At 40.3% G+C, this 24,149-nt stretch carries 27 protein-coding genes and 2 riboswitches; of the genes, 21 read left to right on the top strand and 6 right to left on the bottom strand.

Features of this window, described 5'->3' with window-relative positions; translation table 11 throughout:
* Positions 1-12: 12 nt before the first annotated feature.
* From BSO02S_RS07515 to pssA, 7 genes are all read left to right on the top strand, one after another.
* The gene (locus tag BSO02S_RS07515) at positions 13-1,491 is read left to right on the top strand and encodes a sensor histidine kinase (protein ID WP_066064758.1); all 1,479 of its coding nucleotides are present in this window, start codon (positions 13-15) and stop codon (positions 1,489-1,491) included.
* On the top strand, positions 1,469-2,158 hold the full coding sequence (locus BSO02S_RS07510) for a response regulator transcription factor (protein WP_066064755.1): 690 nt from the start codon (positions 1,469-1,471) through the stop codon (positions 2,156-2,158). The genes BSO02S_RS07515 and BSO02S_RS07510 overlap by 23 nt, the downstream gene beginning before the upstream one ends.
* 73 nt (positions 2,159-2,231) lie before the next feature.
* Positions 2,232-2,831: an undecaprenyl phosphate transporter UptA gene (gene uptA, locus BSO02S_RS07505; RefSeq protein WP_066064752.1), complete on the top strand. Its 600-nt coding sequence runs from the start codon at positions 2,232-2,234 to the stop codon at positions 2,829-2,831.
* 58 nt (positions 2,832-2,889) lie between these two features.
* Complete coding sequence (locus BSO02S_RS07500) at positions 2,890-3,321, top strand: GtrA family protein (protein ID WP_066064750.1); 432 nt, start codon at positions 2,890-2,892, stop codon at positions 3,319-3,321.
* A gap of 25 nt (positions 3,322-3,346) precedes the next feature.
* On the top strand, positions 3,347-4,159 hold the full coding sequence (locus BSO02S_RS07495) for a COG4705 family protein (RefSeq protein WP_066064747.1): 813 nt from the start codon (positions 3,347-3,349) through the stop codon (positions 4,157-4,159).
* A 201-nt stretch (positions 4,160-4,360) separates the two neighbouring features.
* On the top strand, positions 4,361-5,023 hold the full coding sequence (locus tag BSO02S_RS07490) for a phosphatase PAP2 family protein (RefSeq protein WP_066064744.1): 663 nt from the start codon (positions 4,361-4,363) through the stop codon (positions 5,021-5,023).
* 47 nt (positions 5,024-5,070) lie between these two features.
* Positions 5,071-5,772: a CDP-diacylglycerol--serine O-phosphatidyltransferase gene (gene pssA / locus BSO02S_RS07485; protein ID WP_084374935.1), complete on the top strand. Its 702-nt coding sequence runs from the start codon at positions 5,071-5,073 to the stop codon at positions 5,770-5,772.
* A gap of 70 nt (positions 5,773-5,842) precedes the next feature.
* Here the strand turns inward: pssA and qoxD are convergent, their stop codons facing one another.
* From qoxD to qoxA, 4 genes are read right to left on the bottom strand one after another with little or no spacing between them, the layout of a single operon-like run.
* On the bottom strand, positions 5,843-6,136 hold the full coding sequence (qoxD, locus tag BSO02S_RS07480) for a cytochrome aa3 quinol oxidase subunit IV (protein ID WP_066064741.1): 294 nt from the start codon (positions 6,134-6,136) through the stop codon (positions 5,843-5,845).
* A gap of 1 nt (position 6,137) precedes the next feature.
* The gene (gene qoxC, locus BSO02S_RS07475; protein ID WP_066064738.1) at positions 6,138-6,743 is read right to left on the bottom strand and encodes a cytochrome aa3 quinol oxidase subunit III; all 606 of its coding nucleotides are present in this window, start codon (positions 6,741-6,743) and stop codon (positions 6,138-6,140) included.
* A complete protein-coding gene (qoxB, locus tag BSO02S_RS07470; protein ID WP_066064735.1) occupies positions 6,733-8,709 on the bottom strand; it encodes a cytochrome aa3 quinol oxidase subunit I in 1,977 nt (658 codons plus the stop codon). The genes qoxC and qoxB overlap by 11 nt, the downstream gene beginning before the upstream one ends.
* Complete coding sequence (gene qoxA / locus BSO02S_RS07465; protein WP_066064731.1) at positions 8,699-9,697, bottom strand: cytochrome aa3 quinol oxidase subunit II; 999 nt, start codon at positions 9,695-9,697, stop codon at positions 8,699-8,701. The genes qoxB and qoxA overlap by 11 nt, the downstream gene beginning before the upstream one ends.
* A 349-nt stretch (positions 9,698-10,046) precedes the next feature.
* Here qoxA and BSO02S_RS07460 point away from each other — a divergent pair, with 349 nt between their 5' ends.
* The 5 genes from BSO02S_RS07460 (at position 10,047) to BSO02S_RS07440 (ending at position 14,023) form a co-directional block, all read left to right on the top strand.
* Positions 10,047-10,349, top strand: coding sequence for a heme biosynthesis protein HemY (locus BSO02S_RS07460; RefSeq protein ID WP_066064728.1), 303 nt, complete (start codon positions 10,047-10,049; stop codon positions 10,347-10,349).
* 132 nt (positions 10,350-10,481) lie between these two features.
* Positions 10,482-12,197 (top strand): ABC transporter ATP-binding protein, encoded by a 1,716-nt coding sequence (locus BSO02S_RS07455; protein ID WP_066064725.1) that lies wholly within the window; start codon positions 10,482-10,484, stop codon positions 12,195-12,197.
* A 139-nt stretch (positions 12,198-12,336) separates the two neighbouring features.
* Entirely contained in the window at positions 12,337-12,501 is a 165-nt protein-coding gene (locus tag BSO02S_RS26925) for a hypothetical protein (protein ID WP_169802729.1), read from the top strand.
* A gap of 255 nt (positions 12,502-12,756) precedes the next feature.
* The gene (locus BSO02S_RS07450; protein WP_066064721.1) at positions 12,757-13,506 is read left to right on the top strand and encodes a Cof-type HAD-IIB family hydrolase; all 750 of its coding nucleotides are present in this window, start codon (positions 12,757-12,759) and stop codon (positions 13,504-13,506) included.
* A gap of 316 nt (positions 13,507-13,822) precedes the next feature.
* Positions 13,823-14,023 (top strand): cold-shock protein, encoded by a 201-nt coding sequence (locus BSO02S_RS07440; protein ID WP_066064715.1) that lies wholly within the window; start codon positions 13,823-13,825, stop codon positions 14,021-14,023.
* A gap of 94 nt (positions 14,024-14,117) precedes the next feature.
* Here BSO02S_RS07440 and BSO02S_RS07435 read toward each other — a convergent pair whose 3' ends face one another.
* The gene (locus tag BSO02S_RS07435; RefSeq protein WP_066064711.1) at positions 14,118-14,318 is read right to left on the bottom strand and encodes a YwbE family protein; all 201 of its coding nucleotides are present in this window, start codon (positions 14,316-14,318) and stop codon (positions 14,118-14,120) included.
* Positions 14,311-14,514, bottom strand: a complete 204-nt coding sequence (locus BSO02S_RS07430; protein ID WP_066064708.1) for a hypothetical protein — start codon at positions 14,512-14,514, stop codon at positions 14,311-14,313. Before BSO02S_RS07430 ends, BSO02S_RS07435 begins: the two co-directional genes overlap by 8 nt.
* Before the next feature lie 244 nt (positions 14,515-14,758).
* Here BSO02S_RS07430 and katA point away from each other — a divergent pair, with 244 nt between their 5' ends.
* From katA to BSO02S_RS07385, 9 genes are all read left to right on the top strand, one after another.
* On the top strand, positions 14,759-16,219 hold the full coding sequence (katA, locus tag BSO02S_RS07425; protein WP_066064705.1) for a catalase KatA: 1,461 nt from the start codon (positions 14,759-14,761) through the stop codon (positions 16,217-16,219).
* Between the two features lie 97 nt (positions 16,220-16,316).
* Positions 16,317-17,165 carry an oxidoreductase gene (locus BSO02S_RS07420; RefSeq protein WP_066064702.1) on the top strand — a complete coding sequence of 283 codons (849 nt, stop codon included), beginning with the start codon at positions 16,317-16,319 and terminating at the stop codon, positions 17,163-17,165.
* Positions 17,166-17,359: 194 nt separating this feature from the next.
* Positions 17,360-17,830, top strand: coding sequence for a GyrI-like domain-containing protein (locus tag BSO02S_RS07415; protein ID WP_066064699.1), 471 nt, complete (start codon positions 17,360-17,362; stop codon positions 17,828-17,830).
* A 73-nt stretch (positions 17,831-17,903) separates the two neighbouring features.
* A riboswitch (FMN riboswitch) is annotated at positions 17,904-18,049 on the top strand.
* Between the two features lie 123 nt (positions 18,050-18,172).
* Positions 18,173-19,255, top strand: coding sequence for a bifunctional diaminohydroxyphosphoribosylaminopyrimidine deaminase/5-amino-6-(5-phosphoribosylamino)uracil reductase RibD (ribD, locus tag BSO02S_RS07410; protein WP_066064696.1), 1,083 nt, complete (start codon positions 18,173-18,175; stop codon positions 19,253-19,255).
* 15 nt (positions 19,256-19,270) lie between these two features.
* Positions 19,271-19,930, top strand: coding sequence for a riboflavin synthase (gene ribE / locus BSO02S_RS07405; RefSeq protein WP_066064693.1), 660 nt, complete (start codon positions 19,271-19,273; stop codon positions 19,928-19,930).
* A gap of 45 nt (positions 19,931-19,975) precedes the next feature.
* Positions 19,976-21,169 carry a bifunctional 3,4-dihydroxy-2-butanone-4-phosphate synthase/GTP cyclohydrolase II gene (locus BSO02S_RS07400; RefSeq protein WP_066064690.1) on the top strand — a complete coding sequence of 398 codons (1,194 nt, stop codon included), beginning with the start codon at positions 19,976-19,978 and terminating at the stop codon, positions 21,167-21,169.
* A 28-nt stretch (positions 21,170-21,197) separates the two neighbouring features.
* Positions 21,198-21,668 (top strand): 6,7-dimethyl-8-ribityllumazine synthase, encoded by a 471-nt coding sequence (gene ribH / locus BSO02S_RS07395; RefSeq protein WP_066064687.1) that lies wholly within the window; start codon positions 21,198-21,200, stop codon positions 21,666-21,668.
* Positions 21,669-21,772: 104 nt separating this feature from the next.
* A riboswitch (cobalamin riboswitch) is annotated at positions 21,773-21,965 on the top strand.
* Positions 21,966-22,159: 194 nt separating this feature from the next.
* On the top strand, positions 22,160-23,122 hold the full coding sequence (locus BSO02S_RS07390) for an ABC transporter substrate-binding protein (protein WP_066064684.1): 963 nt from the start codon (positions 22,160-22,162) through the stop codon (positions 23,120-23,122).
* Positions 23,088-24,149, top strand: coding sequence for a FecCD family ABC transporter permease (locus BSO02S_RS07385; protein ID WP_066064681.1), 1,062 nt, complete (start codon positions 23,088-23,090; stop codon positions 24,147-24,149). The genes BSO02S_RS07390 and BSO02S_RS07385 overlap by 35 nt, the downstream gene beginning before the upstream one ends.

Raw genomic sequence — 24,149 nt, 5'->3', positions numbered from 1 at the left:
GGTGGTGGATAGATGTCCATCCGGTTTAGACTTTTATTATCTTATTTAGCAATGGTTCTGATTCCAATCGTCTTTGTTATTTTATCAACGGTCCTAGTTGCCTTGCTTTTTCGAGGGGATATTAAAGAATTGCGAAACATCTATCTTCCACCAGAGCATCACCAGCGCGTGACTGAAAAGGATCAATTGTTAATCGATTTGCACCGAGAATCCTTAAAAAATCCAGGTCAGTTTATGAATCAAAGCTATTTAAAAAAGATTGATAATCAATTATCACAAGCAGGCGGTTCATCGTTACTAGTCAGACATGGAGATAAGATCATTTACCAATCATCCAAAATTACCGGTTTGGATAAAGATGATCTTCCTGCTTTCGGTTTTTATGGTGAAGTGGATCCGGTCGAAGAAATCAATCATCAATTTGTCACGATTAAAAAATCGGATTTCCTTTTCCCGGATAATTCTGAGGGCACATTGTTTTTCATAACGGATGCTAACAGTCTCGCCAGGTTTGCACGTTCATCCTTTCCAATTTTATTTATTGGGTTAATATTTATTTTAATCGTAACAAACGGTTTGTTAACTTATTACGTCTCTAGGAGTATCATTCGACCAATTAGAAAATTACAAAAGGCAGCAAACCAAATGAAGGAAGGTGACCTCAATAATCCAATTGAGGTTCATTCAAAAGATGAATTGGGCCAGCTTGCCCAAGGGTTTGAGGAAATGCGGATTCGATTGAAGGAGTCGATTGAAAAGCAAATAGCCTATGAAGAGAATCGCAAGGAATTAATTGCGAATATTTCTCACGATCTTAAAACACCGATCACAACAATAAAGGGTTATGTTGAAGGAATCCGAGATGGGGTAGCCAACAGCCCAGAAAAAATGGAACGCTATGTTCAGACCATTTATTCGAAATCCATCGACCTAGATCATATGATTGATGAACTTTTCTTATACTCTAAATTAGACTTACAGCGGCTTCCCTTTCATTTTGAACAGCTTGCGTTTGATGATTATTTAGTGGATTTTGTCGAGGAACTGCGGTTTGATTTAGAGAAAAAGAGGATAGAAATTTATTTGGATATTGAAAAAAGCGACAATTATCTTGTTATGGTTGACCGTGAGCATTTGAAACGCGTCGTTACGAATATTGTCGATAATTCCTTGAAATATATTGATAAAGAGGATAAAATTCTCAGCTTTAAGCTTTCAATAATAGATTCGCAAATTGTTTTCAGTATGAAAGACAACGGGCCGGGAATTGAAGAAAAAAATCTCCCGTTTATCTTCGAACGGTTTTATCGTGCCGATTTAGCAAGAGGAACCGAAAAAGGTGGAAGTGGTCTTGGACTTTCCATAGCAAAAAGAATCATTGAAGAGCACCAGGGATCGATCTGGGCAGAAAGTTCAAAAGGTCAAGGGACGACAATATTTATTAAATTGAAAAAAGCCGGTGATACAATTGAAGAGAATTCTAATCATTGAAGATGACAAAAGTATTGGAGAACTAGAACGGGATTATTTAGAAATAGAAGGATTTTCGGTGGAAATTGCCTTAACCGGGGATGAAGGTCTTACTAAAGCATTATTAGATGACATAGATTTGGTCTTGTTAGATTTAATGCTGCCAGGTGTGAATGGGTTTCAAATTTGCAAAGCGATTCGGCTCGAAAAGGACATCCCCATCCTAATGGTATCCGCGAAGAAAGAAGATATCGACAAAATCCGTGGTCTTGGTTTGGGTGCTGATGATTATATCGTCAAGCCATTTAGCCCAAGTGAATTGGTTGCCAGAGTAAAAGCCCATCTTGCTCGTTATGAACGGTTAATTGGCAAGGAAGTACAAACTGATAGCGGAATTGCGATTCGGGGTCTTCGTATTGATAAAGCCTCAAGAAGGGTTTTTGTCAATAACCATGAAGTGATTTTTACGACAAAGGAGTTTGATTTGTTAACTTTTTTGGCACTTCACCCTAACCATGTCTTTAAAAAAGACGAATTATTTGAACGACTCTGGGGCTATGATTCATTGGGAGAAATTTCAACCGTAACGGTTCATATCCGAAAAATCCGTGAAAAGATAGAAACCGACCCATCAAACCCTCAATATATAGAAACTGTTTGGGGTGCGGGTTATCGGTTTAAAGAATAATTGAAAAAGAAGAAATAAAATGAATAAATAATTCATCAATAAGTATCCAAGTTTTTCATAAGGTAGGGATCATATGTCACATTTAGTTCAGTCCATATTTGATTTGCTTTCAAGTCTCGGTTATTTAGGAATTGCCCTTGGCTTGATGGTCGAAGTTATTCCAAGTGAAATTGTTTTAGCCTATGGAGGCTATTTGATTTCTATTGGAAAAATTTCTTTTATTGGTGCTGTCATCGCCGGTACGATTGGCGGGGTGATTGCACAATGGTTTCTTTATTGGTTAGGAAGGTACGGGGGCAGACCACTATTAAATAAATACGGAAAATTTCTTTTGATTCGGCCCTCACACATTGATGTTGCCCAGAAATGGTTTCATAAATATGGTACAGGGGTTATTTTCACTGCACGCTTTATTCCTGTTGTCAGACACGCCATTTCCATTCCAGCTGGGGTTGCAAGGATGTCCTTTGGGAAATTCACCACCTATACGATACTAGCCATTATTCCTTGGTCCATTTTATTTCTCTACCTAGGGATGACTTTAGGTACGAAGTGGGAACAAATTAATCAGGCGGCCAAGCCATTTGTAACACCTGCTATTATTATCGCTGTCGTAGTTGCTCTCGGATATCTACTTTTTAAATGGAAAAACAAAAAGAATGATGCGGTTTAAGGTAGGTAATAATAAAAAATCATGAATAATTTTATATAACCCACTTTAGGAGCCGGTCATGAAATATTCTTTCGTTCGCTTTATTATGGTAGGAATTGTTAATACTGTCGTGGGATTATCCTGCATGTACCTTCTACTGCATGGGCTTGGACAATCCTATTGGATTGCCACTTTTGTTGGCAACGCGATAGGGGCATGTGTTAGTTATATTTTGAACAGAAATTTTACCTTCAAAAGCCAAAGTTCAGTTTCCAAAAGTGCAGTCCGCTTTGTTGTGGTGATCTTGTGCTGTTATTTCATTTCTTATGATATTGGCAGAAGTCTTGTAGAATGGATGTTAAAAAATAATAATTACTTTAATGCGTTTGTTAAAACGGATTTCTCTATCCTAGTGGGTACTTGCTTGTACACTATATTAAATTATTTAGGGCAAAAGCTGTTTGTGTTTTCAAAAAATGATACCGCTATAATGAGCAATGATTCAAAATAAAAAAGAAAATAAGGAGAATGTATATATGGGATATTCAGGGGATAAACAGAATAATAATGGGCAAAATCCATCCATAGCTCGTCAAATGTTAAACAAGGTTCCAGAAGTCACAATCTACTTCTGGATCATCAAAATTTTGGCAACCACCGTGGGCGAGACAGCAGCAGACTTTCTGAACAGTAACCTGAACTTGGGCTTGACCAATACCACTTATATCATGGGTGTCCTCTTGCTCATCACGCTGTTCTTTCAGTTTAGGTCGACGAAGTACGTGCCAAGAATCTACTGGCTCGCAGTCGTTCTAATCAGTGTTGTCGGCACGCTAGTCACTGACAACCTGGTGGACAATTTCGGGGTACCTTTAAAGACCACGACTATCATCTTCACCGTTGCCATGCTAGCGGCCTTTGCCGCTTGGTACGCAAGTGAGAAGACACTGTCCATTCACTCCATTTATACGACCAAGCGGGAAGCTTTCTACTGGTTGGCCATCCTGTTCACCTTCGCATTAGGTACTGCTGCTGGTGATCTCATCGCAGAGGGTCTTAACATCGGCTACTGGAAGTCAGCGCTCATGTTCGCTGTTCTAATTGGGGTGGTTACCCTTGCTTATTATCGGTTTAAGTTAAATGCAGTACTTTCCTTCTGGATTGCCTACATCTTGACTCGTCCTCTCGGCGCTTCTCTTGGCGACTACCTATCTCAGCCTCGCAAAGATGGTGGACTTGGTCTAGGTACGGTGGGAACGAGCGCAATCTTCCTCGTTACGATTTTAAGCTTGGTCATTTATTTGACTAAGACGAGGAGAGACGTACTTCCAAATTCAACAAATGAATAATATGATTATTTAAATATTAAACTTAGATAGACTTACTGAAAATGTTTAGACCCTTAGTAAATTTTAGAAAAGGGTCTGAATCATTTTTTAGTAAGTTTTTTTGATTTTAGGAAAAGATAGGGTAGTGATTTAATTGTTATATCATGGTACTATATGGTAGTATTTAATGCCGGTGATAATACACATTGAGAGGATCTAATCATGAATCTTAAAGTACATCTAATAATTGCTTTCATCATTAGTTTAGTCTGCGTGCTTGGCTTTAGTTTAATCTCTTTATTAATAAGTGACCATAAAATTATCGATTTCGATAGCGATGTAATAGCAGCTATTCAAGGACTCGAATCGCCATTTTTAACAAAAGTGATGAAATTTTTCACCTTTATTGGTTCTGCTCCGGTTGTCATCATCCTAAGTATTTTTTTACTATTTTTCCTTTATAAAGTACTGCATCATCGGTTAGAATTAATATTATTCGTTTCAGCCATTTTTGGCTCAGCGGTCTTAAATCAAATTTTGAAACTTGTTTTTCACCGGGTACGACCTAATTTTCATCGTTTGATTGATATTGCCGGGTACAGTTTTCCAAGTGGACATGCAATGAATGCCTTTGCAGTTTATGTGATAATTTCGTTCTTACTTTGGCGTCACATTGCAAGTAAGTGGGGAAGGAGTCTGTTAATTTTCATAAGTGTTGCCATGATAGTAGCGATTGGGACGAGTCGTATTTATTTAGGGGTTCACTATCCCAGCGATATTATTGGCGGATACTTAGCGAGCGGGTTTTGGTTAACTGTGGCCATTTTGTTTTTCCAATTTTATAAAGAAAAAGGTTATAATAAGAAATATAAACGTGGAGAATGATGGTTGGTTTATTAATATCAGAACGATCCGCTTATTGAAACATTGGAGTGATACATATTATTAAGAACGGTATTCCTAATTTATTTACATTAATGAACTTATTTTGTGGTTTTTTGTCGGTCATGTTTTCAGCCCAAGGGGATTACAAAAATGCGGCCATCCTGATCTTGATTGGGATGATGCTTGATAGTATGGATGGTCGAATTGCAAGAATGCTAAATGTAGTAAGTGACCTAGGAAAAGAGCTTGACTCCCTTGCTGATATTGTCACCTTTGGTGTTGCCCCTGCAATGATGGCTTATTATTCCTACTATTCTGACTTCGGTGTTGTTGGGATGGCGGTTGCCGGTGTTTTTCCGTTATTCGGGGCGTTCCGGTTAGCCAGATTCAACATTAATGCCGTCAAATCTTCCTTGCAGTACTTTACAGGTGTACCCATTACGGCCGCGGGCGGAGTGTTAACACTGTTGACCTTGTTTCAAGGAAAAATGTCGGGTTACATCTTTGTGATTGCCTTTTTCCTTCTTTGCTATTTGATGGTCAGTACCATTAAAATTCCCAGCCTTAAGGATATCCCGCTCCCAAAATACGGTATTATTATCACACTGTTTTTGGGCTATGCAATCTATATCGTCTTCAAAAGAGAGCAGCATCGCTTCCCATATTTCATTTACGTAGCCATCCCGCTTTATGTGGCGTTCATTGGTTACCAGCTAGTCCGAACAAAGCGGAAAAATAATTCAAAATAAAAATGGGTGTCAGGCACCATGTGAAATTTTCACATGGTGCCTGACACCCTCTTTGTTTCCGCTCTTCTGTTTACATCCCAAACGACATGACCCATATAGAGCCCGCGACGGTAACGACCGCGATAAAAATTCCGTATAATATGTTTATGGTTTGGGCTTTGCTGTCTTCGCCGTCTTTTAGGTGCATGAACATGAACAGTTGAAGAGCGGCCTGGATGACGGCTAAAGTACCGATAATCCAGATAATCGCGTTAAACGATAAGGATGTTTTTAAGGCAACGAAAAGTGCTGCGAAGGTTAACACCAATGACAAAACAAATCCGAAGACCTGTGTCATTGGGAATCCTTTTGAATGATTATCCATATTATGACACCATCCCTTTTAAATACACAAATGTGAATATGAAAATCCAAACGACATCAAGAAAGTGCCAATACAAACCGATAATAAATGCTTTTCGGGCTGTAACCGGCGTCAAGCCTCTTTTTACAATTTGGATCATAACCATTACAGCCCAGCCAATCCCCATGCTGACATGCAAGCCATGTGTGCCTAACAGGACAAAGAAGCTTGAAAGAAAGGCACTTGTTTGCATTGTAGCACCTTCGTGGACATAGGTGATAAATTCGTTAATTTCCAACCCGACAAAGCCTGCACCTAACAGCAGTGTAATAATCATCCAGGTTAACAGACCTTTTTTGTTCCCACGGTGCATTTCATAGATTGCAAGACCGCAAGTAAAACTACTCGTTAACAGGAGAATCGTCTCGGTCATTACGCCTTTTATTTCAAATAAATCATTTTGAGTCGGGCCGCCCGCGAATCGAGTACTTAAGACTGAATAAGTAGCAAAAAGAGTAGCAAACAAAATGATTTCCGCACCTAAGAAAATCCAGAAACCAAGGATGTTCATTCGATTTTGCTCTGTTTGATATTCGAGAGGCAGGGCTGTATTTAGATTAGCTGACATGATCTTTCACCTCTTTATCTACTTTTCGCCATGCTTTTTCTGTCGCTTTAATCTCATCAACAGGGACATGGAACCCATCATTATAATCAAAGGAACGAACAATCAAGCCCGCGATAATCCCTAATGCGGCAACAAGTGCAGCAATTTTCCATTCGAAAATAAGGAAGAATCCGGCAATGCCAAACACGATTGCCATAATTATTGGCAGGCCGGAATTGCTTGGCATGTGAATTTCTTTAATCTCGTTTTCACGTAACTCTAATCCATCGTTATTTTTCTTCATGTACCAGAAGGCATCAAGTGATTTCACTTCAGGTAGTTTGGCAAAATTGTAGAATGGTGCAGGTGATGCGGTTGCCCACTCTAGTGTTCTTGCATCCCACGGATCGCTTGAAATATTGCGGTCAGCGTAGCGTGCGCTCCAATAAATGTTATAACATAAGAAGCCAAAGCCGATAGCGAGTATTCCTGCCCCAATAGCCGAAACAAGCATTAACGGTCCAAATCCGGTTTCAGCAGAGTACGTATAAGAACGTCTTACGGCACCGTCTAAACCAAGGAAGAACATCGGTAAGAATGTCATATTGAAACCAATCACGAAGAACCAAAAATGAAGTTTTCCAAGTTTTTCGTTAAGCATATGACCGAACATTTTAGGCCACCAATAATAAAGACCTGCAAACACGGCGAATACCACACCAGGAATTAATACATAGTGGAAATGAGCGACAAGGAACAAGGAGTTGTGATATTGATAATCCGCTGCACCCATTGCAAGCATAACACCAGTGGTACCACCAATAATAAAGCAAGGAACGAAGGCAAGGGCCCACAGCATCGCAGTTGTAAATTGAATCCGGCCTTTTCGCATCGTAAATAACCAGTTAAAGATTTTGACACCCGTCGGGATTGCAATCATCATCGTTGTAATCGAGAAAATCGAGTTCACTGCAGGTCCGGCACCCATTGTAAAGAAGTGGTGAACCCAGACAAGCATACTTAAAAAGGCGATTCCAACAATCGAGAAGACCATTGATTTATAGCCGAACAGCATTTTACGAGAGAAGGTGGAAATAACCTCAGAAAACATCCCAAATGCCGGAAGAACAACGATATATACTTCTGGATGCCCCCATAACCAAAATAGGTTCACCCACATCATATCTAAACCGCCGCCGCCCAGTGTAAAGAAATGGGTACCGAAAATACGGTCAAAGGTCATTAAAGCAAGGGCAACTGTTAAGATCGGGAACGATGCGACAATAATGATTGAAGTAATAAAAGATGTCCAGGTGAACATCGGCATTTTCATTAGTGTCATGCCTTTTACACGCATTTTTAAAACTGTGACGATAAAGTTGATCCCGGTCATTAACGTCCCAATCCCGGCAATCTGAATCGCGACCGCATAAAAATTATTACCAATTCCCGGAGTAAACTCTTTTCCAGCAAGCGGGAAGTAGGCGGTCCAACCAGCATCAGGTGACCCGCCAATAACAAAGGAAATATTAAACAACATGGCACCACTAAAAGTTAACCAGAAACTAAGTGCGTTCAATTGCGGGAAGGCAACGTCACGTGCACCAATTTGCAATGGTATAATCACGTTCATAATCCCTATTAAAAGCGGCATGGCCATGAACAAAATCATGATGACACCATGTGTCGTGAAAACCTCGTTATAGTGCTGGGCGTCTAGTAATTTTCCATCAGCCGTTGCGGTTTGGGCTTTCATTAATAACCCATCGACGCCACCGCGGAAAAACATCAACACGCCCATGAGAATATACATAATCCCGATCCGTTTATGATCCACGGTCGTAAACCATTCTCGCCAGAGCCACTTCCATTTTTTTAAATAAGTTACTAAAGCAACAATGCCAATCATCGTTAACAGAATCGCAATTTGTGAACCTAGAATTAGAGGGTCTCCAGTAATAAAAAACTTATCCCATTTAATGCCCACTGTGCTCACCTCCATTAGATTTTCCGCTCATATCCATGTTGTTCATATCCATGGACTTTCCTTCTGTTTTTTCATTTGTATGATTGTCCGGGTCTTTAAAAATTTGTCCAGGATAATCGTGATTTCTATATAATTCAGGGAAGGTATAGATTTTGGCATTCATATCCGCATGGTTGACCCAAGCTAAATGCGTGTTTGAAAAAGTTTCTCGGCCTAAGTTAGAAGGCTTCAATAGATTGATATAGCTTTTCTCTGTTAACTTTGGTGCCTTGCTCTTTACATCTTTTACCCATTTGGCAAATGCCTGTGGTGATTTCGCTTCGACAGTAAATTCCATGCCGGCATAGCCTTTTCCGTTAAAGTTTGTGTTCCGGCCAATGTACTCGCCAGGATGATCGGCCACTAGATACATTTGCGTTTCCATCTTCGCCATTGTATATTTTTGACCGCCTAAGGCTGGGACCCAAAACGATTGCATTGTCCCGGCAGAGGTTAACTTGAAATTTATCGGTGTATCGGCAGGGATGTTGACGTAGTTAACGGTCTCAATTCCTTGCTCTGGGTAACTGAAAATCCATTTCCAGTCAGCAGAGGTAACATTGATCGTAATCGGTTTTTTATTCTCATAGCCTTCTGGTACTTTTTCAAGCTTGTAGATGGTCTTTATTGTAGGGATTGTTAAGGCAATCACGATAAGAATCGGTATAAACGTCCAAATAATCTCTAATTTGGTACTGCCATGTTCTTCCGGCGGCTCGTAGTCTTTATTTTTAGATGTTGCACGATATTTCCAAACGATATATCCGAAAAGGCCAAATACGACAACAACAACAAGGAGCATGAAGACAAGCGACCAATTAATCAAGTCAAGAATTTCTCTGGCAACAGGTCCTTGTGGGTCGAAGACAACCATATTCATGTCGCAGCCGCTTAGAAGTAGAACTGGTAATATAGCAGCCAGTGGAACTAGATAGTTCTTTTTAAACATTTCTTCTCTTCCCTCCAATAATTGTACATTTTCCTATGGATTGTTCGTGAATTAATTCACAAACTATAGCGGAGTAACCCCATTTTTCTAGGAACTAAATCGACCACAAAATTAAATTAATTATCATTTAATATTAATTCGTGTGTTGGTTTTTCCTAACACAATATTAACAACATTGCCATGATGTTAATATAGGTTTTTTGAAAAAGTTGTGACAAATTTGTTAAGGATTTATAATGCTAAAAAGGGAATTGTTTGGAAAGACCATTCTACCTCGCTAAATATTGTCTATTTTAGAATATTAATGAGATAATAACTATGAATACATAGAAAGAGGAGAGCAAACAACATGAAGGTTAAGATTAATCGCCATGCGGCAAAAGCATTAAAAAAAATGTTGGAGCAGGAAGAGGCAAAAGGAAAAATGTTCCGAGTTTACGTCACAAGTATTCATGGGGATCATGCACATTATGATTTGATGCTCGATACGCCAACTGAAAATGATGTGGTCGTCACAAGCGATAAAGAAATTGATTTTATTGTTGAAAAAAATGATGAAAACCTGAATAATATTTGGATTCAGTATTTCCATGTACCAAAAGAGGAATGGTTAATTACCAATCCTACAAAGGGTGTCCATCACCACCATTAAAATGAATAATAGATAAAACGCTTGCACTTCAAACTCAAGCGTTTTTTGCATTTAATTTTCAAAAAACTTGAAATTGTGCGGTTATTTCTCATATAATTCTTATATTGCAAACTCAGAAAAAGGAGATAATTTATGATTTGGCGTTTCTTTTCTTATTATCGACCGCACAAACGGCTATTCATTTTAGATTTTAGCAGCGCAGTTGTCGTTGCTTTATTGGAATTAGCCTTTCCGCTGGCGGTACAATGGTTTATCGACAAATTGCTGCCAGGCGGCAATTGGCAGGCAATCGTTTCAGTCAGTATCGGACTTTTCCTTGTATATCTATTAAGTACTTTCTTACAATTTATTGTGAACTATTGGGGCCATAAGCTTGGAATTAATATTGAAACGGATATGAGGCAAGAGCTGTTTGAACATGTCCAAAAGCAATCGTTCCGATTTTTCGACAATACGAAAACGGGCCACATTATGAGCCGAATTACCAATGACTTGTTTGATCTTGGCGAGCTTGCCCACCATGGACCGGAGGACGTGTTCATCGCGTTGATGACCTTTGTCGGGGCATTCTGGATTATGCTGACGATAAACGTGAAGCTGGCCCTCGTTGCCGTTGTAGTGCTTCCGCTATTAATTTTATTGGTCGTCATTTGTAATTTAAAAATGAACAAAGCATGGGGGCAAATGTACTCAAGCATCGCCGATGTAAATGCTCGGGTTGAGGATAGTGTGTCGGGTAGCCGTGTCGTTCAATCATTTACAAATGAAGACTTTGAGATTGCTAGATTTAAAAAGAACAACCAGAGATACCGTGGAGCAAAACTAGGCGGCTATCGGATCATGTCGTACAGCATTTCGGGAATCTATATGATGACAAGACTAATTACGATTATTGTTCTTGTTTATGGTGCCTGGTTGAGTTTCTCAGGTTCTCTGACATATGGGGAACTTGTTGGTTTCGTCCTTTATGTCAATGTCCTCTTTAAACCTGTCGATAAAATCAGTGCTATTATGGAGTTGTATCCAAAAGGGATGGCTGGTTTTAAACGGTTTATCGAATTGATTGATTCAGAACCTGAAGTAAAGGATACGGTTGATGCGGTCGATGTTGCTTTATTAAATGGAAATATTGTCTTTAATGAAGTGTCTTTCCGCTACGATCATCATAAATCTGTGTTAGAAAATATTAATTTGAATATTCGTGCCGGTGAAACGGTAGCGTTTGTTGGTCCATCTGGTGCAGGGAAGACAACGATTTGTTCCTTGATTCCTAGGTTCTATGATGTGAACGATGGCGGCATCTACATCGATGGTCTTGATATCCGTGAAATGACGAAAAAGTCCTTGCGTTCACAGATTGGCATTGTTCAACAGGACGTGTTTCTGTTTACCGGGACACTTCGTGAAAATATTGCTTATGGTAAGCAAGATGCAACCGATGAGGAAATTACAGCGGCAGCAAAGCGTGCCCACCTCGAAAAATTTATTGCTTCCTTGCCGGATGGATACGAAACGCAAATTGGTGAGCGAGGCTTGAAGCTCTCAGGAGGACAAAAGCAGCGGATTGCGATTGCCCGGATGTTCTTGAAAAATCCGCCGATTTTGATTCTGGATGAAGCCACCTCCGCTCTTGATACGGAAACGGAAATGGTCATTCAGGAAGCATTGACGGAGCTGGCCCAAAACCGAACGACACTTATTATTGCACACAGACTGGCAACAATACGTAATGCCGACCGGATTATCGTCGTGACCGAGGACGGTATCGCCGAAGAAGGCCGCCATGATGAATTAATTGAGCAAGATGGCATTTTTGCCAACCTGCATCGCGTCCAGTTTCAGCGATAATTTTGAAGGCAAAAAACAGGAGAAATTTAAGTAATATGCTATACACGTAATTTGGACAGACCTGGCGCTTATAAGCCATCCGGAATACTATAATAACATTGAAGGAAATTTAAGCGGAATTGCTGCAACGGGGAAGGCAATGGTTTCATTGGTAAAGCCTAATCTTTACGAGCTGTTCGAGCTTCACGCCCGTGCCCGCGGGGAACTGATTGATGTTAAAGATCAAGCTGAAACAATCTTTTCTGTCAAAGAGGGGATTACGCCGTTCGAGAATGAAAAAATCATGTCTGAGTACTTAGTATAATTTTCGGGCTGTGATTAATTAGCGCAGTCTTTTCTACATACTGGATAAATGATGAAAAAATAAATGGGTTTTGTATAACGGTATTATGTAAACCAAAAGAACACTTTTAATAAATACCACCCGCTGGTGTTAATCTAATAAAAAGACTGTGTTAAAAGTCAGTGTTAATTTAGAAATTATGTTGATTTTAGCGAAGCACCTGGAGCGCAAATCAACACAGTTTAACAAAGATTAGAAGGGAGTAAGTTATTACATATGGATAAATTAAAAAAAGATGTTGAGATCAAACTAGTTGCCCTTGATATGGATGGCACACTTTTAAATAGAAAAGGACAGATTTCTGAGGCAAACCGCCAAGCAATCATCGAAGCAAAGGAGAAGGGAATCTTTGTCGTGCTGAGTACTGGACGCTCTTTAATAACAAGCCAAGAACATGCCGACGCACTCGAGCTTAATTCGTATTTGGTAACGGTCAATGGAAGTGAAATATGGGATGAGAAACGGGAGTTAGTCGAGAGGAATCTGGTGAAATCGGAGCTTGTTGAGTGGATGTGGGGACTAACGCAGCAGCATAAAACAAAATTTTGGGCGATTAGTACGGAACGAAATTTTCACGGGGAAATGCCAGAAGACATTCATCAATTTGAATGGTTGAAATTCGGATTTGATATCGATGATGATGGAGCGAGAGAAATCATTTTAAAGGAACTTGAAACAAAAGGTGAATTCGAATTGAGCAATTCAACCTTGAAGAATATTGAAGTAAATCCGGCGGGAATAAACAAAGCGAAAGGGCTTGGGGTTGTCTGCGCCCGTCTTGGAATTGAAATGAAAAATGTTATGGCCGTTGGCGACAGCCGGAATGATTTGGCGATGATTAAAGAAGCAGGACTCGGTGTAGCGATGGGGAATGCCCAAGATATTGTTAAGGAGACAGCAGACTGGGTCACCGCAACAAACGAAGAGGATGGCGTGGCAAAAGCAATTCGGGAATGGGTGCTATAAGGTCAGAACTTTTATAAAAGATTTTGCCATTATGTTGATTGGAGCGGAAGGTGCGAAGACTCCTGCGGGAGTACGGGGCAGGGGAGACCCCGCAGGAGCGAAGCGACGAGGAGGCTCCCCGGCACGCCCGCGGAAAGCGAAGCGTCTGGAGCGCAAATCAACATACAAATTTTAAAAACACTTGAAAAAAATAATTTTAAATAATTTTAAATTAAGGAATTTGTTTGGTATATGGCAGCAGCTTATGGGTAAAAATAATTGTGCAAGTATAATTTGCAATTTCATGTAATTGTTACATGCTAGGAGGCTACAAAGAATGGAACATGGTAAGGTAAAATGGTTTAACGGTGAAAAAGGTTTTGGATTCATTGAGCGTGAAGGTGGAGAAGATGTTTTTGTTCACTTCTCAGCGATTCAAGGTGAAGGATACAAAACATTAGATGAAGGTCAAGAGGTTACGTTTGATATCGAAAGTGGTCAACGTGGACCACAAGCGGTTAACGTCCGTAAAGCATAATGACCCACCAATAAAACAGACCCAAATTTGTGGGTCTGTTTTTTTTTGCAAAAAAAATCCACTGTCTTTTATGGCAAACAGTGGATTACTAAATTTAATGAGGTTGAATTTCCTGTACACGGCCAACCTGGCCATCCGTAAGTCTCACCTTAATCCCGTGGGGGTGGAAACTCGACTTGGTTAATATATCCTTGACGACCCCCGCCGTCAGCTTTCCACTTCTTTGGTCCGCTTTAAGGACAATGTTGACTTTAGCCCCCAGTACAATATCTACTCTGTTCTGGCCGTTAGACACCCATTTTTCTCCGTGAATTACTCACCTTTTTGGTCTGCTGGCTTTGCATTTTTTTTGCTGACTGAGAGCCATTTGAAATGGAATTCCCTGCTGCAGTCTTATTTTTTTTGTTCTCTAGCTGCTGTTTCATTGCTTCCTGCAGACTAATTTTCTTCTTTGGTTCTTCATTTGTATTTGGTTGATTTGATTCACTCATAAAAAATCCTCCTAAAAAAGTATTAAGTTCATTATAAGCTATTTTCTTGATAAATAAAATTTTTCGCGTGTATTTTCTCTATTCTGGCATATCGTCCATTTTTTTTAATATCTATGTAAGAGTGGGTACATGCTATTTTATTAATAATCAATATTTATTTATAATTATTATATTTTAGTATTGATTTTAATAAAATTTATATTATAATTTGGGTAATACAAAAAATAGTTTACGAGGTGATTAAATGAGCAATGTAAACAAATATTTAACAACAGGTAACGGAGCTCCAGTTGGTGATAATCAAAATTCGATGACTGCCGGGTCGCGGGGACCAACATTGATTCAGGATGTACACTTACTTGAAAAATTGGCCCATTTTAACCGGGAACGGGTACCTGAGCGCGTTGTGCACGCCAAGGGTGCAGGAGCACATGGTTATTTTGAAGTGACGAATGATATGTCAAAATACACAAGGGCAAAATTGTTTAATAATGTTGGCAAGCGTACCCCGATGTTTATTCGATTCTCAACTGTAGCCGGTGAACTTGGCTCAGCTGATACAGTACGTGATCCGCGCGGTTTTGCTGTAAAGTTTTATACCGAAGAGGGAAATTATGATTTGGTTGGCAATAATACGCCCATCTTCTTTATTCGCGACGCGATTAAATTCCCGGATTTTATTCATACCCAAAAGAGAGACCCACAAACTCATTTGAAAAATCCAACGGCTGTCTGGGATTTCTGGTCACTGTCACCGGAATCCTTGCATCAGGTAACGTATTTAATGGGTGACCGCGGGCTTCCGGCCACACTTCGCCATATGAACGGCTATGGCAGTCATACCTTTAAATGGGTGAATGAAGATGGGGAAGGGGTTTGGGTGAAGTATCACTTTAAAACCGAGCAAGGTGTTAAAAATATGTCGCCTGATGTGGCCAGTAAATTAGCTGGTGATAATCCTGATTACCATACACAAGATTTATTTGCCGCCATTGAAAAGGGTGATTTCCCAGCGTGGAGGCTTCATGTTCAAATTATGCCATTTGAAGATGCGGAAACGTATCGTTTTGATCCATTTGATGTCACAAAGGTATGGTCCCATAAGGATTATCCGCTGATTGAAGTTGGTCGTATGGTTCTTAATCGCAATCCGGAAAACTATTTTGCCGAGGTGGAGCAGGCAACGTTCTCACCTGGAACAATGGTGCCTGGTATCGAGGTCTCACCGGATAAAATGCTTCAAGGCCGGATTTTTGCCTATTCAGATGCCCACCGCTACCGTGTAGGTCCCAATCATAACTTGCTGCCAATTAACCGTCCGAAGGTAGAAGTAAACAACTATCAACGGGACGGGGCGATGCGTTCGGATAATAATGGCGGCGGTTCGGTTTATTACGAGCCAAACAGCTTTGGTGGACCAAAGGAAGCACCTGAACATAAACAAACAGCGTTTCAGGTTAGTGGTGCAGCAGAGCAAGTTGCCTATGATGAAAGCGATCACTACACACAGGCAGGTGACCTTTATCGCTTAATGTCAGAAGACGAGCGGACACGCTTAGTTGAAACGGTCATCGGTGCGATGAAACCGGTTGAGCGGGACGACATCAAACTCCGTCAAATTCAGCATTTCTACAAAGCAGCTCCCGAATATGGAGAGCGGGTCGCAAAAGGCTTGAATTTAGCGATTCCTCAAGAAGTAAAGTAAACTAGTAAACTCGGGAAGGTCGTTCAATAAACTGAACGGCCTTTTTCCATGTTATTATGGAGGGAAATATATATATTTTGCGGGGGATGTAGGGAAAATGAATGGACCAATTGCAATCATAACGGGTGCTTCAAGTGGTTTTGGGCTTTTAACGGCATTAGAGCTGGCAAGGTCTGGTTTTCAGGTAATCGCGACAATGAGGAACACAAGTAAAAGTTTGGAACTCTTAAAAAAGGCAAAAATACTTAATCTTGAATCAAGAATTAATGTTCATGAACTAGATGTCACCTCGGAAACTTCGATAACCAACTTACAATTATTACTAGAAAAAACTGGGCGGGTCGATGTTCTTGTTAATAATGCCGGCTACGCCGGGGCGGGATTTGTCGAGGAAATCACTATGGATGAGTATCGAAAACAATTCGAAACCAATGTATTTGGTGTAATAGCTGTAACAAAGGCTGTCCTTCCTCTTATGCGCAGGCAAGGGCAAGGGAAAATCATCAATGTCAGCAGTATTAGTGGGAAAATGGCGTTTCCTGGATTATCCCCCTATGTAGCTTCCAAACATGCAATTGAAGGCTGGAGTGAGAGTCTCCGTTTAGAAATGAAGCCGTTTGGGATTGATGTTGTTTTAATTGAACCTGGGTCCTACAAAACAAATATTTGGTCTACCGGCAAACAAATAACTGAGTTATCACTGCAATCGAAGTCACCGTACTATAAATATATGAGAAAAATCGAGGACTATATTCAGGCGGAAGAAGGACACTACGGCGACCCGCAGGAAGTGGCCAAAAAAGTTGTGAAAATCGCAATGGACAAAAATCCAACGTTAAGATTTCCTATCGGGAGTGGTGTAAATTTCACTCTTTGGATTAAGAACCAAATTCCATGGAAACAATGGGAAAAAATAGTGCTGAAAAAACTTAAAATAGGAAAATAAGGGGGAACGGTCACGTAGAGGGCTCTACATGCCCAATATTAATGAATGAGCAACCCTAAATCCAAAGATTTGGTCGAATTTTATTTGCAGGATTTTAGGGGATATTATTAGAATAATAGAAATATGATGATACAAGTGTAGATGACGGTTCACGCTACCATCTATAAGGAAGAATAATCAAAGGGGGAATTAACTTGGGTATCCAAGTGGTTGAAAAAGAAGAAATGAAAGTAGTGGGAATTTCCTGGAATGGTACATACCCACAAATGGGGACGATCCCGAGTCTATTTACTAAACTGGAAGAACGTCTTGAAGAAATATACCATCAAACGAAAGAACCAGTTTTGATTGCACCATTCCATAGCAGGGAAACCGAGATCACCTATTATGTTACAACACCGGTCGGTAAAATTGAAGAAATCCCAGAAGGTATGGTTGGTTTCACCATCCCTCGAAAAAATTATGTTTCCACCATTCATAGGGGCGGTTTAAGGGAGGTCAAAAATACATACCTAAAAATGTATTCTTGGATGAGGGAGTATGGTTATGAGCAGGATCACCAGGCATTATGTTTAGAAATCTTTAAAGAAGAGCATAAACAGCTTAATGTAAAAGGTGACCTCCTTTTTGAAATATATGTACCTTTGAAGACCTATAAGAAATAAACAACAGGACAATCTAGTGTACTTTCCTTTACTATAACGCTGAACTATAATAACATATAACAATATAGTCGAATAATTCCTTCGGGGTCAGGTGAAATTCCTAACCGGCGGTGATGAAGCAAATGCTTCTTAGTCCGTGACCCGGTTAACATTTGTTAAACGGTGGATCTGGTGAAACTCCAGGGCCGACAGTTAAAGTCTGGATGGGAGAAGGAAAAAGCAGGTTTATGGGTAGGGTGAAGTGTGCCTATTTTTAAGCCTTAATTTTCTATTGTCTTTTTAAGACCCTGAAGAGAACTCTCTTTAGGGTCTTTTTTATTCCTTTTTAAAGGAGAAGAAACGATGAATGATAACTACTACATGAATTTAGCTTTAAACCTTGCCGAAGGAACGTTGGGCCAAACTTCACCTAATCCAGTTGTCGGTGCCGTAGTGGTGAAGGACAATCAAATAATTGGCATGGGCGCCCATTTAAAAGCGGGTGAGCCGCATGCTGAAGTACACGCGATCGGGATGGCTGGCGAAAAAGCAAAGGATGCCACTCTCTATGTCACGCTCGAGCCTTGCAGCCACTTCGGAAAAACACCACCATGCGCTGATTTAATTATTAAGGCTGGTTTGGGGAGGGTATTTGTTGCCACGACTGATCCAAATCCTGAAGTAGCTGGGACGGGCATTGACCGTTTGAGAAAGGCTGGGATTGAGGTAGAGGTTGGCGTGCTGCAAGACGAAGCCCGTGAGTTGAATAAAGTCTTCTTTTATAACATTCAAACAGGCCTGCCCTATGTTACCTTAAAATCAGCAGCCAGTTTAGACGGGAAAACGGCAACAGTAACCGGTGAAAGTATGTGGATTACCGGTGAGGAAGCAAGAAACGACGTCCATCAAATTCGCCACCAGCATGACGGGATTTTAGCAGGCGTAAATACAGTCCTGAAAGATAATCCCAGCTTAACAACCAGAATACCAGCTGGAGGGAAAAACCCGATTCGAATTATTATGGATACACAGCTAAGAACACCTCTAAATGCGAAGGTTATTATCGATCAACAAGCATCAACTTGGATAGTTACTGGGGCAGAAGTTGACCAGAAGCGAGTCATCCAGTTTAACGAACTGGGAATTGAAGTCATTAAAATGGAAAGTCAGCGAATTTCTATCAAGGATATGCTGATTATCCTTGGCAAACGGGGAATCACTTCACTATTTGTTGAAGGTGGTGCAGAAGTGCATGGCAGTTTTTTAAAGGAACGTGCCTTTCAACAAGTCATTACCTATGTGGCACCGAAATTAATTGGCGGCAAGCATGCCCCAACTTCCTTCGGTGGTCAAGGGATTGAAAAAATTGCGGATGCTATTTCTCTGAACATAAAAAAAGTGGATCTAATCGGCAAGGATATAAGAATTATTGCCCAGCCTAAGTAAGGAGAAGGAACGATTATGTTTACGGGAATCATTGAAGAAATTGGGGTTATATCTACGATCCAGCGGACTGGTGAGTCGTTCGTTTTATCGATTGAAGCGAAAAATATACTAAAGGATGTCCATCTTGGCGACAGTATTGCCGTCAATGGGGTATGTCTGACTGTTACAAATTTTTCAGGTAGGTATTTTACCGTTGATGTCATGCCGGAGACAGTCAAGGCTACCAGTTTAAATACTGTTAAGCGGGGTTCGAAGGTAAACCTGGAAAGAGCAATGGCAGCCGGAGGAAGGTTTGGTGGTCATTTCGTTTCAGGTCACATTGATGGTACTGGCGTCATTAAAAGTAAACAGGCATTCGAAAATGCGGTTTACTATGAAATTGAAGCAGACGAAGAATTGATAAGCTATGTGATTTTGAAGGGATCTGTTGCAGTAGATGGGACAAGCCTGACTGTTTTTGCAGTAACGGAAAATAGTTTTACGTTATCGTTAATTCCCCACACATTGTCGGAAACGGTATTGGGGCTGAAAGGGTCCGGGGATATTGTCAACGTGGAATGCGATATGATTGGTAAATATGTCGGACATTTTATCAAAAATCTTTCAAATCATACCCAGCAAAAGAGGAAATCGGGGTTAACTGCTAGTTTTTTAGAAGAAAATGGCTTTTATTAAAAGGATCATGTCATAGGTTTTGATTAATTGAAAGGAGTGAGTGAAATGTTTAATACGATTGACGAAGCCTTAACCGATTTAAAAGAGGGTAAAGTTGTCATTGTTTGTGATGATGAGGACCGGGAGAATGAAGGGGACTTTATTGCCCTGGCCGAAAAAGCAACGCCAGCGGTCATTAATTTAATGGCTACACACGGAAGAGGTCTAATCTGTGTGCCTATTGATGAAGACTTAGCGCAAAAATTGGATCTAATTCCGATGGTATCGAAAAACACGGATGTTCACGGAACTGCCTTTACAGTTAGCATTGACCACGAATTTTCGACAACGGGCATATCGGCATTTGAACGGTCGGCAACGGTCTTGAGCATGCTTGATTCGGAATCGAAAGCCGCTGATTTTAAAAGACCTGGACATATTTTCCCGCTGATTGCTAAAAAAGGCGGCGTGTTACAGAGAACAGGACATACGGAGGCGGCAGTTGACCTTGCTAGATTATGCGGTTCCAAGCCTGCCGGGGTCATTTGTGAAATCATGAATGAGGACGGAACGATGGCACGAGTCCCTCAGCTGCGGAAAATTGCTGATGAGTTAGGTGTGAAAATGATTACCATTAAAGACTTGATTGAATACCGGAACAAAAAGGATAACTTGATTAACCGGGAAGTAGAAATTAACTTGCCAACAGAATTTGGCACCTTTAAGGCTGTCGGCTATTCCAACCTTGTGGATGGAAAAGAGCATATTGCTTTAGTAAAGGGAGAAATTGATTCCGCAACACCTATCCTCGTCAGGGTTCATTCGGAATGTCTGACGGGCGATGTGTTCGGTTCGCACCGTTGTGATTGCGGACCGCAGCTGCATGCCGCTCTAAATCAGATTAATCAAGCGGGGAACGGAGTCCTGTTATATATGCGTCAGGAAGGGCGCGGAATTGGACTGCTCAATAAATTGAGGGCCTACAAGCTCCAAGAAGAAGGCTATGATACCGTTGAAGCCAATGAAAAGCTCGGCTTTGGTGCTGATTTAAGGGAATATGGTATTGGAGCGCAAATTTTGAAGGATTTAGGTATTAAAAAAATGAGGTTATTAACAAATAACCCGCGGAAAATTAAAGGTTTGAAAGGATACGATCTTGAAGTGGTTGAACGGGTTCCGCTGCAAATGGAAATGAGAAAGGAAAACGCCACTTACTTAAGAACGAAGCATGACAAGCTAGGGCATTTGTTACATTATTAAAAAAAATTAAATTGGAGGCAAAATTAACATGGGACATATTTTTGAAGGAAATTTAGTAGGGTCAGGGTTAAAAGTAGGAATTGTTGTTGGACGTTTTAATGAATTCATTACAAGTAAATTATTGGGCGGTGCACAAGATGCATTGAAAAGACATGGTGTCAGTGAAACCGATGTGGATATCGCCTGGGTTCCTGGTGCGTTTGAGATACCATTAATCGCACAAAAAATGGCGAATAGCAAAAAATATGATGCCGTCATCACACTTGGAACAGTCATTCGCGGCTCTACTCCACATTTTGACTATGTATGTAATGAAGTGGCAAAAGGTGTTTCCGCCACATCATTAAACAGCGGCATTCCGGTTATTTTTGGAGTGTTAACAACGGATTCAATTGAACAGGCGATTGAGCGTGCGGGAACAAAGGCCGGGAATAAAGGCTGGGATGCAGCAAATTCTGCGATTGAAATGGCGAATTTGTGCAAAAATATTGAGCAATAATCCATCTTTTTTACGGAATGAACAAATCCGAAAGAGGAAAGAAATAATATTATTGTAAAAAAACATATACAAATCAATCCACATTTTTTATAATAGAAATAACAAAAAATATTTCAAAATTAGGTGCTAAAATCTTTATCAAAGATTTTGAGCTTAAAAGGGAAGTTTGGTTAAAAGCCAACGCGGTCCCGCCACTGTAAATGGGAGCAACCTATAATATGTCACTGTCAAATTGATGGGAAGGCATAGGGAGCGATGATCATGAGCCAGGAAACCTGCCTAATTCGTGTGCGCCAATAAACCTACGAGGATAGGAAGGTGTTGAAGGCTAGACTCCTCTTACTTTATTTTAGTAACCTGAATCTAATCATACCAACATCTCCATGTTATTGTGGAGATGTTTTTTGTTTTTATTCAAACTAGTTTGTTGGGCACTTGAAGAATTTATTTTTTGTTGCATGGATTTTATTACATAGAAAGCAGGGAGAAAAATGAAGAAATTGTATTCGCTGTTGTTAGTAGTATTATTGACAATGGGGGCAATAGCCGGTTGTGCTGAAAAGAAAGATCAAGTCAATGAGGAAAATAAAGCGGGTGTCGACAAAAATACGGAGGTTTCCTATCCGGTTACTGTAAAAGATGCAATAGGAAATAAGGTTGTTTTAGACAAAAAGCCTGAAAAGATTGTTTCACTAATGCCAAGTAATACAGAAATAGCCTATTCCTTAGGTCTTGGAAAGGAAGTTATCGGTGTTTCTGATTTTGATAATTATCCTGAGGATGTAACGAAAAAGGAGAAAATCGGCGGGCAGGAAATAAATTTAGAAAAAATCATATCCTTAAAGCCAAATTTAGTATTAGCACATGCATCATCTGCTCATAATTCCGAAGCGGGGCTTCAGCAGCTAAAAGATGCTGGTATTATAGTATTGGTCGTAAATGATGCCCAAAATTTTGACCAAGTGTATGATTCCATTGCGATGATTGGAAAAGCTGCAGGTGTATCAAAGAAAGCAACTGAGATCATCACGGGAATGAAGGATAAATTGGCAGAGATTAAAGCAAAGGCTGCGGAAATAAAAGAAAAGAAAAAGGTTTTAGTGGAGGTTTCTCCCGCTCCAGAAATTTATACACCTGGAAAGAATACCTTTATGGATGAAATGTTAAGTTTTATTAATGCGGAAAACATCGCAAAGGATCAAGAAGGCTGGATCAAAATTGATCAAGAGGCCATGATTAAACGAAATCCTGATGTAATCATCACTACGTATGGATACTATGTGAAAAATCCGGTGGAACAAGTAGTAAGCAGAAAAGGTTGGGAAACGGTCAACGCCGTAAAAAATAAGCAGGTTATCGATGTAGATTCTGATCGTGTAACCCGTTCAGGTCCAAGGATCGTTGAAGGAGTAGAAGATCTTGCAAAGGCTGTCTATCCAGAGATTTTTAAATAATAAGTATTTAGCCTATATACTAGCTGGAATTTTTCTCTTTCTAGCAATTTTATTTGGTATTTCCATCGGTACTGTTTCGGTCCCAATGGTAACGATTATGAAAATTATTGGTGCTAAATTATTGTGGTTTCTTTCTTTTGGAGACATTGACCCGATGTATTCGAGTATTGTCCTAAATATCCGCTTACCCAGGGTGATATTATCAGGCCTTGTCGGGGCGTCCCTTGCGATTGCAGGGGCTGCCTTTCAAGGGCTGCTAAGAAACCCGTTAGCGGATCCGTATACACTAGGTGTTTCATCTGGTGCGTCGGTGGGAGCAGTCCTGACATTGTTTTTTCATTTGTCGATTCCAATTATTGGTTCATTCACACTGCCATTGCTAAGTATTTTATTTTCTTTATTTACGATCTTTTTGGTCCTTACTTTTGCCAGCAAAATAGAACGCTCCATGAGAGTGGAAACGATTATATTAACGGGTATTATTTTTAGTTCCTTTTTAGGAGCGATTATTTCCCTCATGATTGCACTGACTGGTGATGAGCTGAGGCAAATTATTGGCTGGCTATTAGGAAGCGTGTCGATGCGGGGATGGGAATACATAAAAATCATCTTGCCCTTCTTTATTATTGGGTCTGCCCTGCTGATCTTCAATGCGAAAGAATTAAATGCAATGTCGTTTGGGGAAGAACGGGCCCAGCATTTAGGAGTCAATGTTCAAAAAAGAAAGCTGATTATCTTGACGGCTGGTTCGATTCTGACAGGGGCGGCGGTTGCGGTGTCAGGCACCATTGGTTTTGTCGGGCTGGTCATTCCCCATCTGTCTAGATTATTATGGGGTCCAGATCATCGGCATTTACTTCCGTTATCGATTATCACCGGAAGCGGTTTTTTAATTTTAGCTGATCTTATCTCTAGAACAATTATTTCTCCAACGGAATTGCCGATTGGCGTGATTACCGCCTTAATTGGTGCGCCGGTATTTGCAATCATTCTTTTACAAAGAAAAAGAAAAGAAAGAAGTGGGTAA

The sequence above is a fragment of the Neobacillus soli NBRC 102451 genome, assembly GCF_001591665.1.
Taxonomy (GTDB): Bacteria; Bacillota; Bacilli; order Bacillales; family Cytobacillaceae; genus Neobacillus; species Neobacillus soli.
The sequence above is the reverse complement of the archived record's forward strand: the minus strand, read 5'-3'. Positions and strand labels throughout refer to the sequence as shown.

Coding starts and splice junctions, on each gene's coding strand:
- qoxC (WP_066064738.1), bottom strand. CDS start 6,743: ATGTCAGCTAATCTAAATACAGCCCTGCCTCTCGAATATCAAACAGAG.
- ribD (WP_066064696.1), top strand. CDS start 18,173: ATGAATGATAACTACTACATGAATTTAGCTTTAAACCTTGCCGAAGGA.
- BSO02S_RS07495 (WP_066064747.1), top strand. CDS start 3,347: ATGGGATATTCAGGGGATAAACAGAATAATAATGGGCAAAATCCATCC.
- BSO02S_RS07450 (WP_066064721.1), top strand. CDS start 12,757: ATGGATAAATTAAAAAAAGATGTTGAGATCAAACTAGTTGCCCTTGAT.
- BSO02S_RS07390 (WP_066064684.1), top strand. CDS start 22,160: ATGAAGAAATTGTATTCGCTGTTGTTAGTAGTATTATTGACAATGGGG.
- BSO02S_RS07430 (WP_066064708.1), bottom strand. CDS start 14,514: ATGAGTGAATCAAATCAACCAAATACAAATGAAGAACCAAAGAAGAAA.
- uptA (WP_066064752.1), top strand. CDS start 2,232: ATGTCACATTTAGTTCAGTCCATATTTGATTTGCTTTCAAGTCTCGGT.
- katA (WP_066064705.1), top strand. CDS start 14,759: ATGAGCAATGTAAACAAATATTTAACAACAGGTAACGGAGCTCCAGTT.
- qoxD (WP_066064741.1), bottom strand. CDS start 6,136: ATGGATAATCATTCAAAAGGATTCCCAATGACACAGGTCTTCGGATTT.
- BSO02S_RS07460 (WP_066064728.1), top strand. CDS start 10,047: ATGAAGGTTAAGATTAATCGCCATGCGGCAAAAGCATTAAAAAAAATG.
- BSO02S_RS26925 (WP_169802729.1), top strand. CDS start 12,337: ATGGTTTCATTGGTAAAGCCTAATCTTTACGAGCTGTTCGAGCTTCAC.
- BSO02S_RS07400 (WP_066064690.1), top strand. CDS start 19,976: ATGTTTAATACGATTGACGAAGCCTTAACCGATTTAAAAGAGGGTAAA.
- BSO02S_RS07455 (WP_066064725.1), top strand. CDS start 10,482: ATGATTTGGCGTTTCTTTTCTTATTATCGACCGCACAAACGGCTATTC.
- BSO02S_RS07420 (WP_066064702.1), top strand. CDS start 16,317: ATGAATGGACCAATTGCAATCATAACGGGTGCTTCAAGTGGTTTTGGG.
- ribH (WP_066064687.1), top strand. CDS start 21,198: ATGGGACATATTTTTGAAGGAAATTTAGTAGGGTCAGGGTTAAAAGTA.
- ribE (WP_066064693.1), top strand. CDS start 19,271: ATGTTTACGGGAATCATTGAAGAAATTGGGGTTATATCTACGATCCAG.
- BSO02S_RS07440 (WP_066064715.1), top strand. CDS start 13,823: ATGGAACATGGTAAGGTAAAATGGTTTAACGGTGAAAAAGGTTTTGGA.
- BSO02S_RS07490 (WP_066064744.1), top strand. CDS start 4,361: ATGAATCTTAAAGTACATCTAATAATTGCTTTCATCATTAGTTTAGTC.
- BSO02S_RS07515 (WP_066064758.1), top strand. CDS start 13: ATGTCCATCCGGTTTAGACTTTTATTATCTTATTTAGCAATGGTTCTG.
- qoxA (WP_066064731.1), bottom strand. CDS start 9,697: ATGTTTAAAAAGAACTATCTAGTTCCACTGGCTGCTATATTACCAGTT.
- BSO02S_RS07500 (WP_066064750.1), top strand. CDS start 2,890: ATGAAATATTCTTTCGTTCGCTTTATTATGGTAGGAATTGTTAATACT.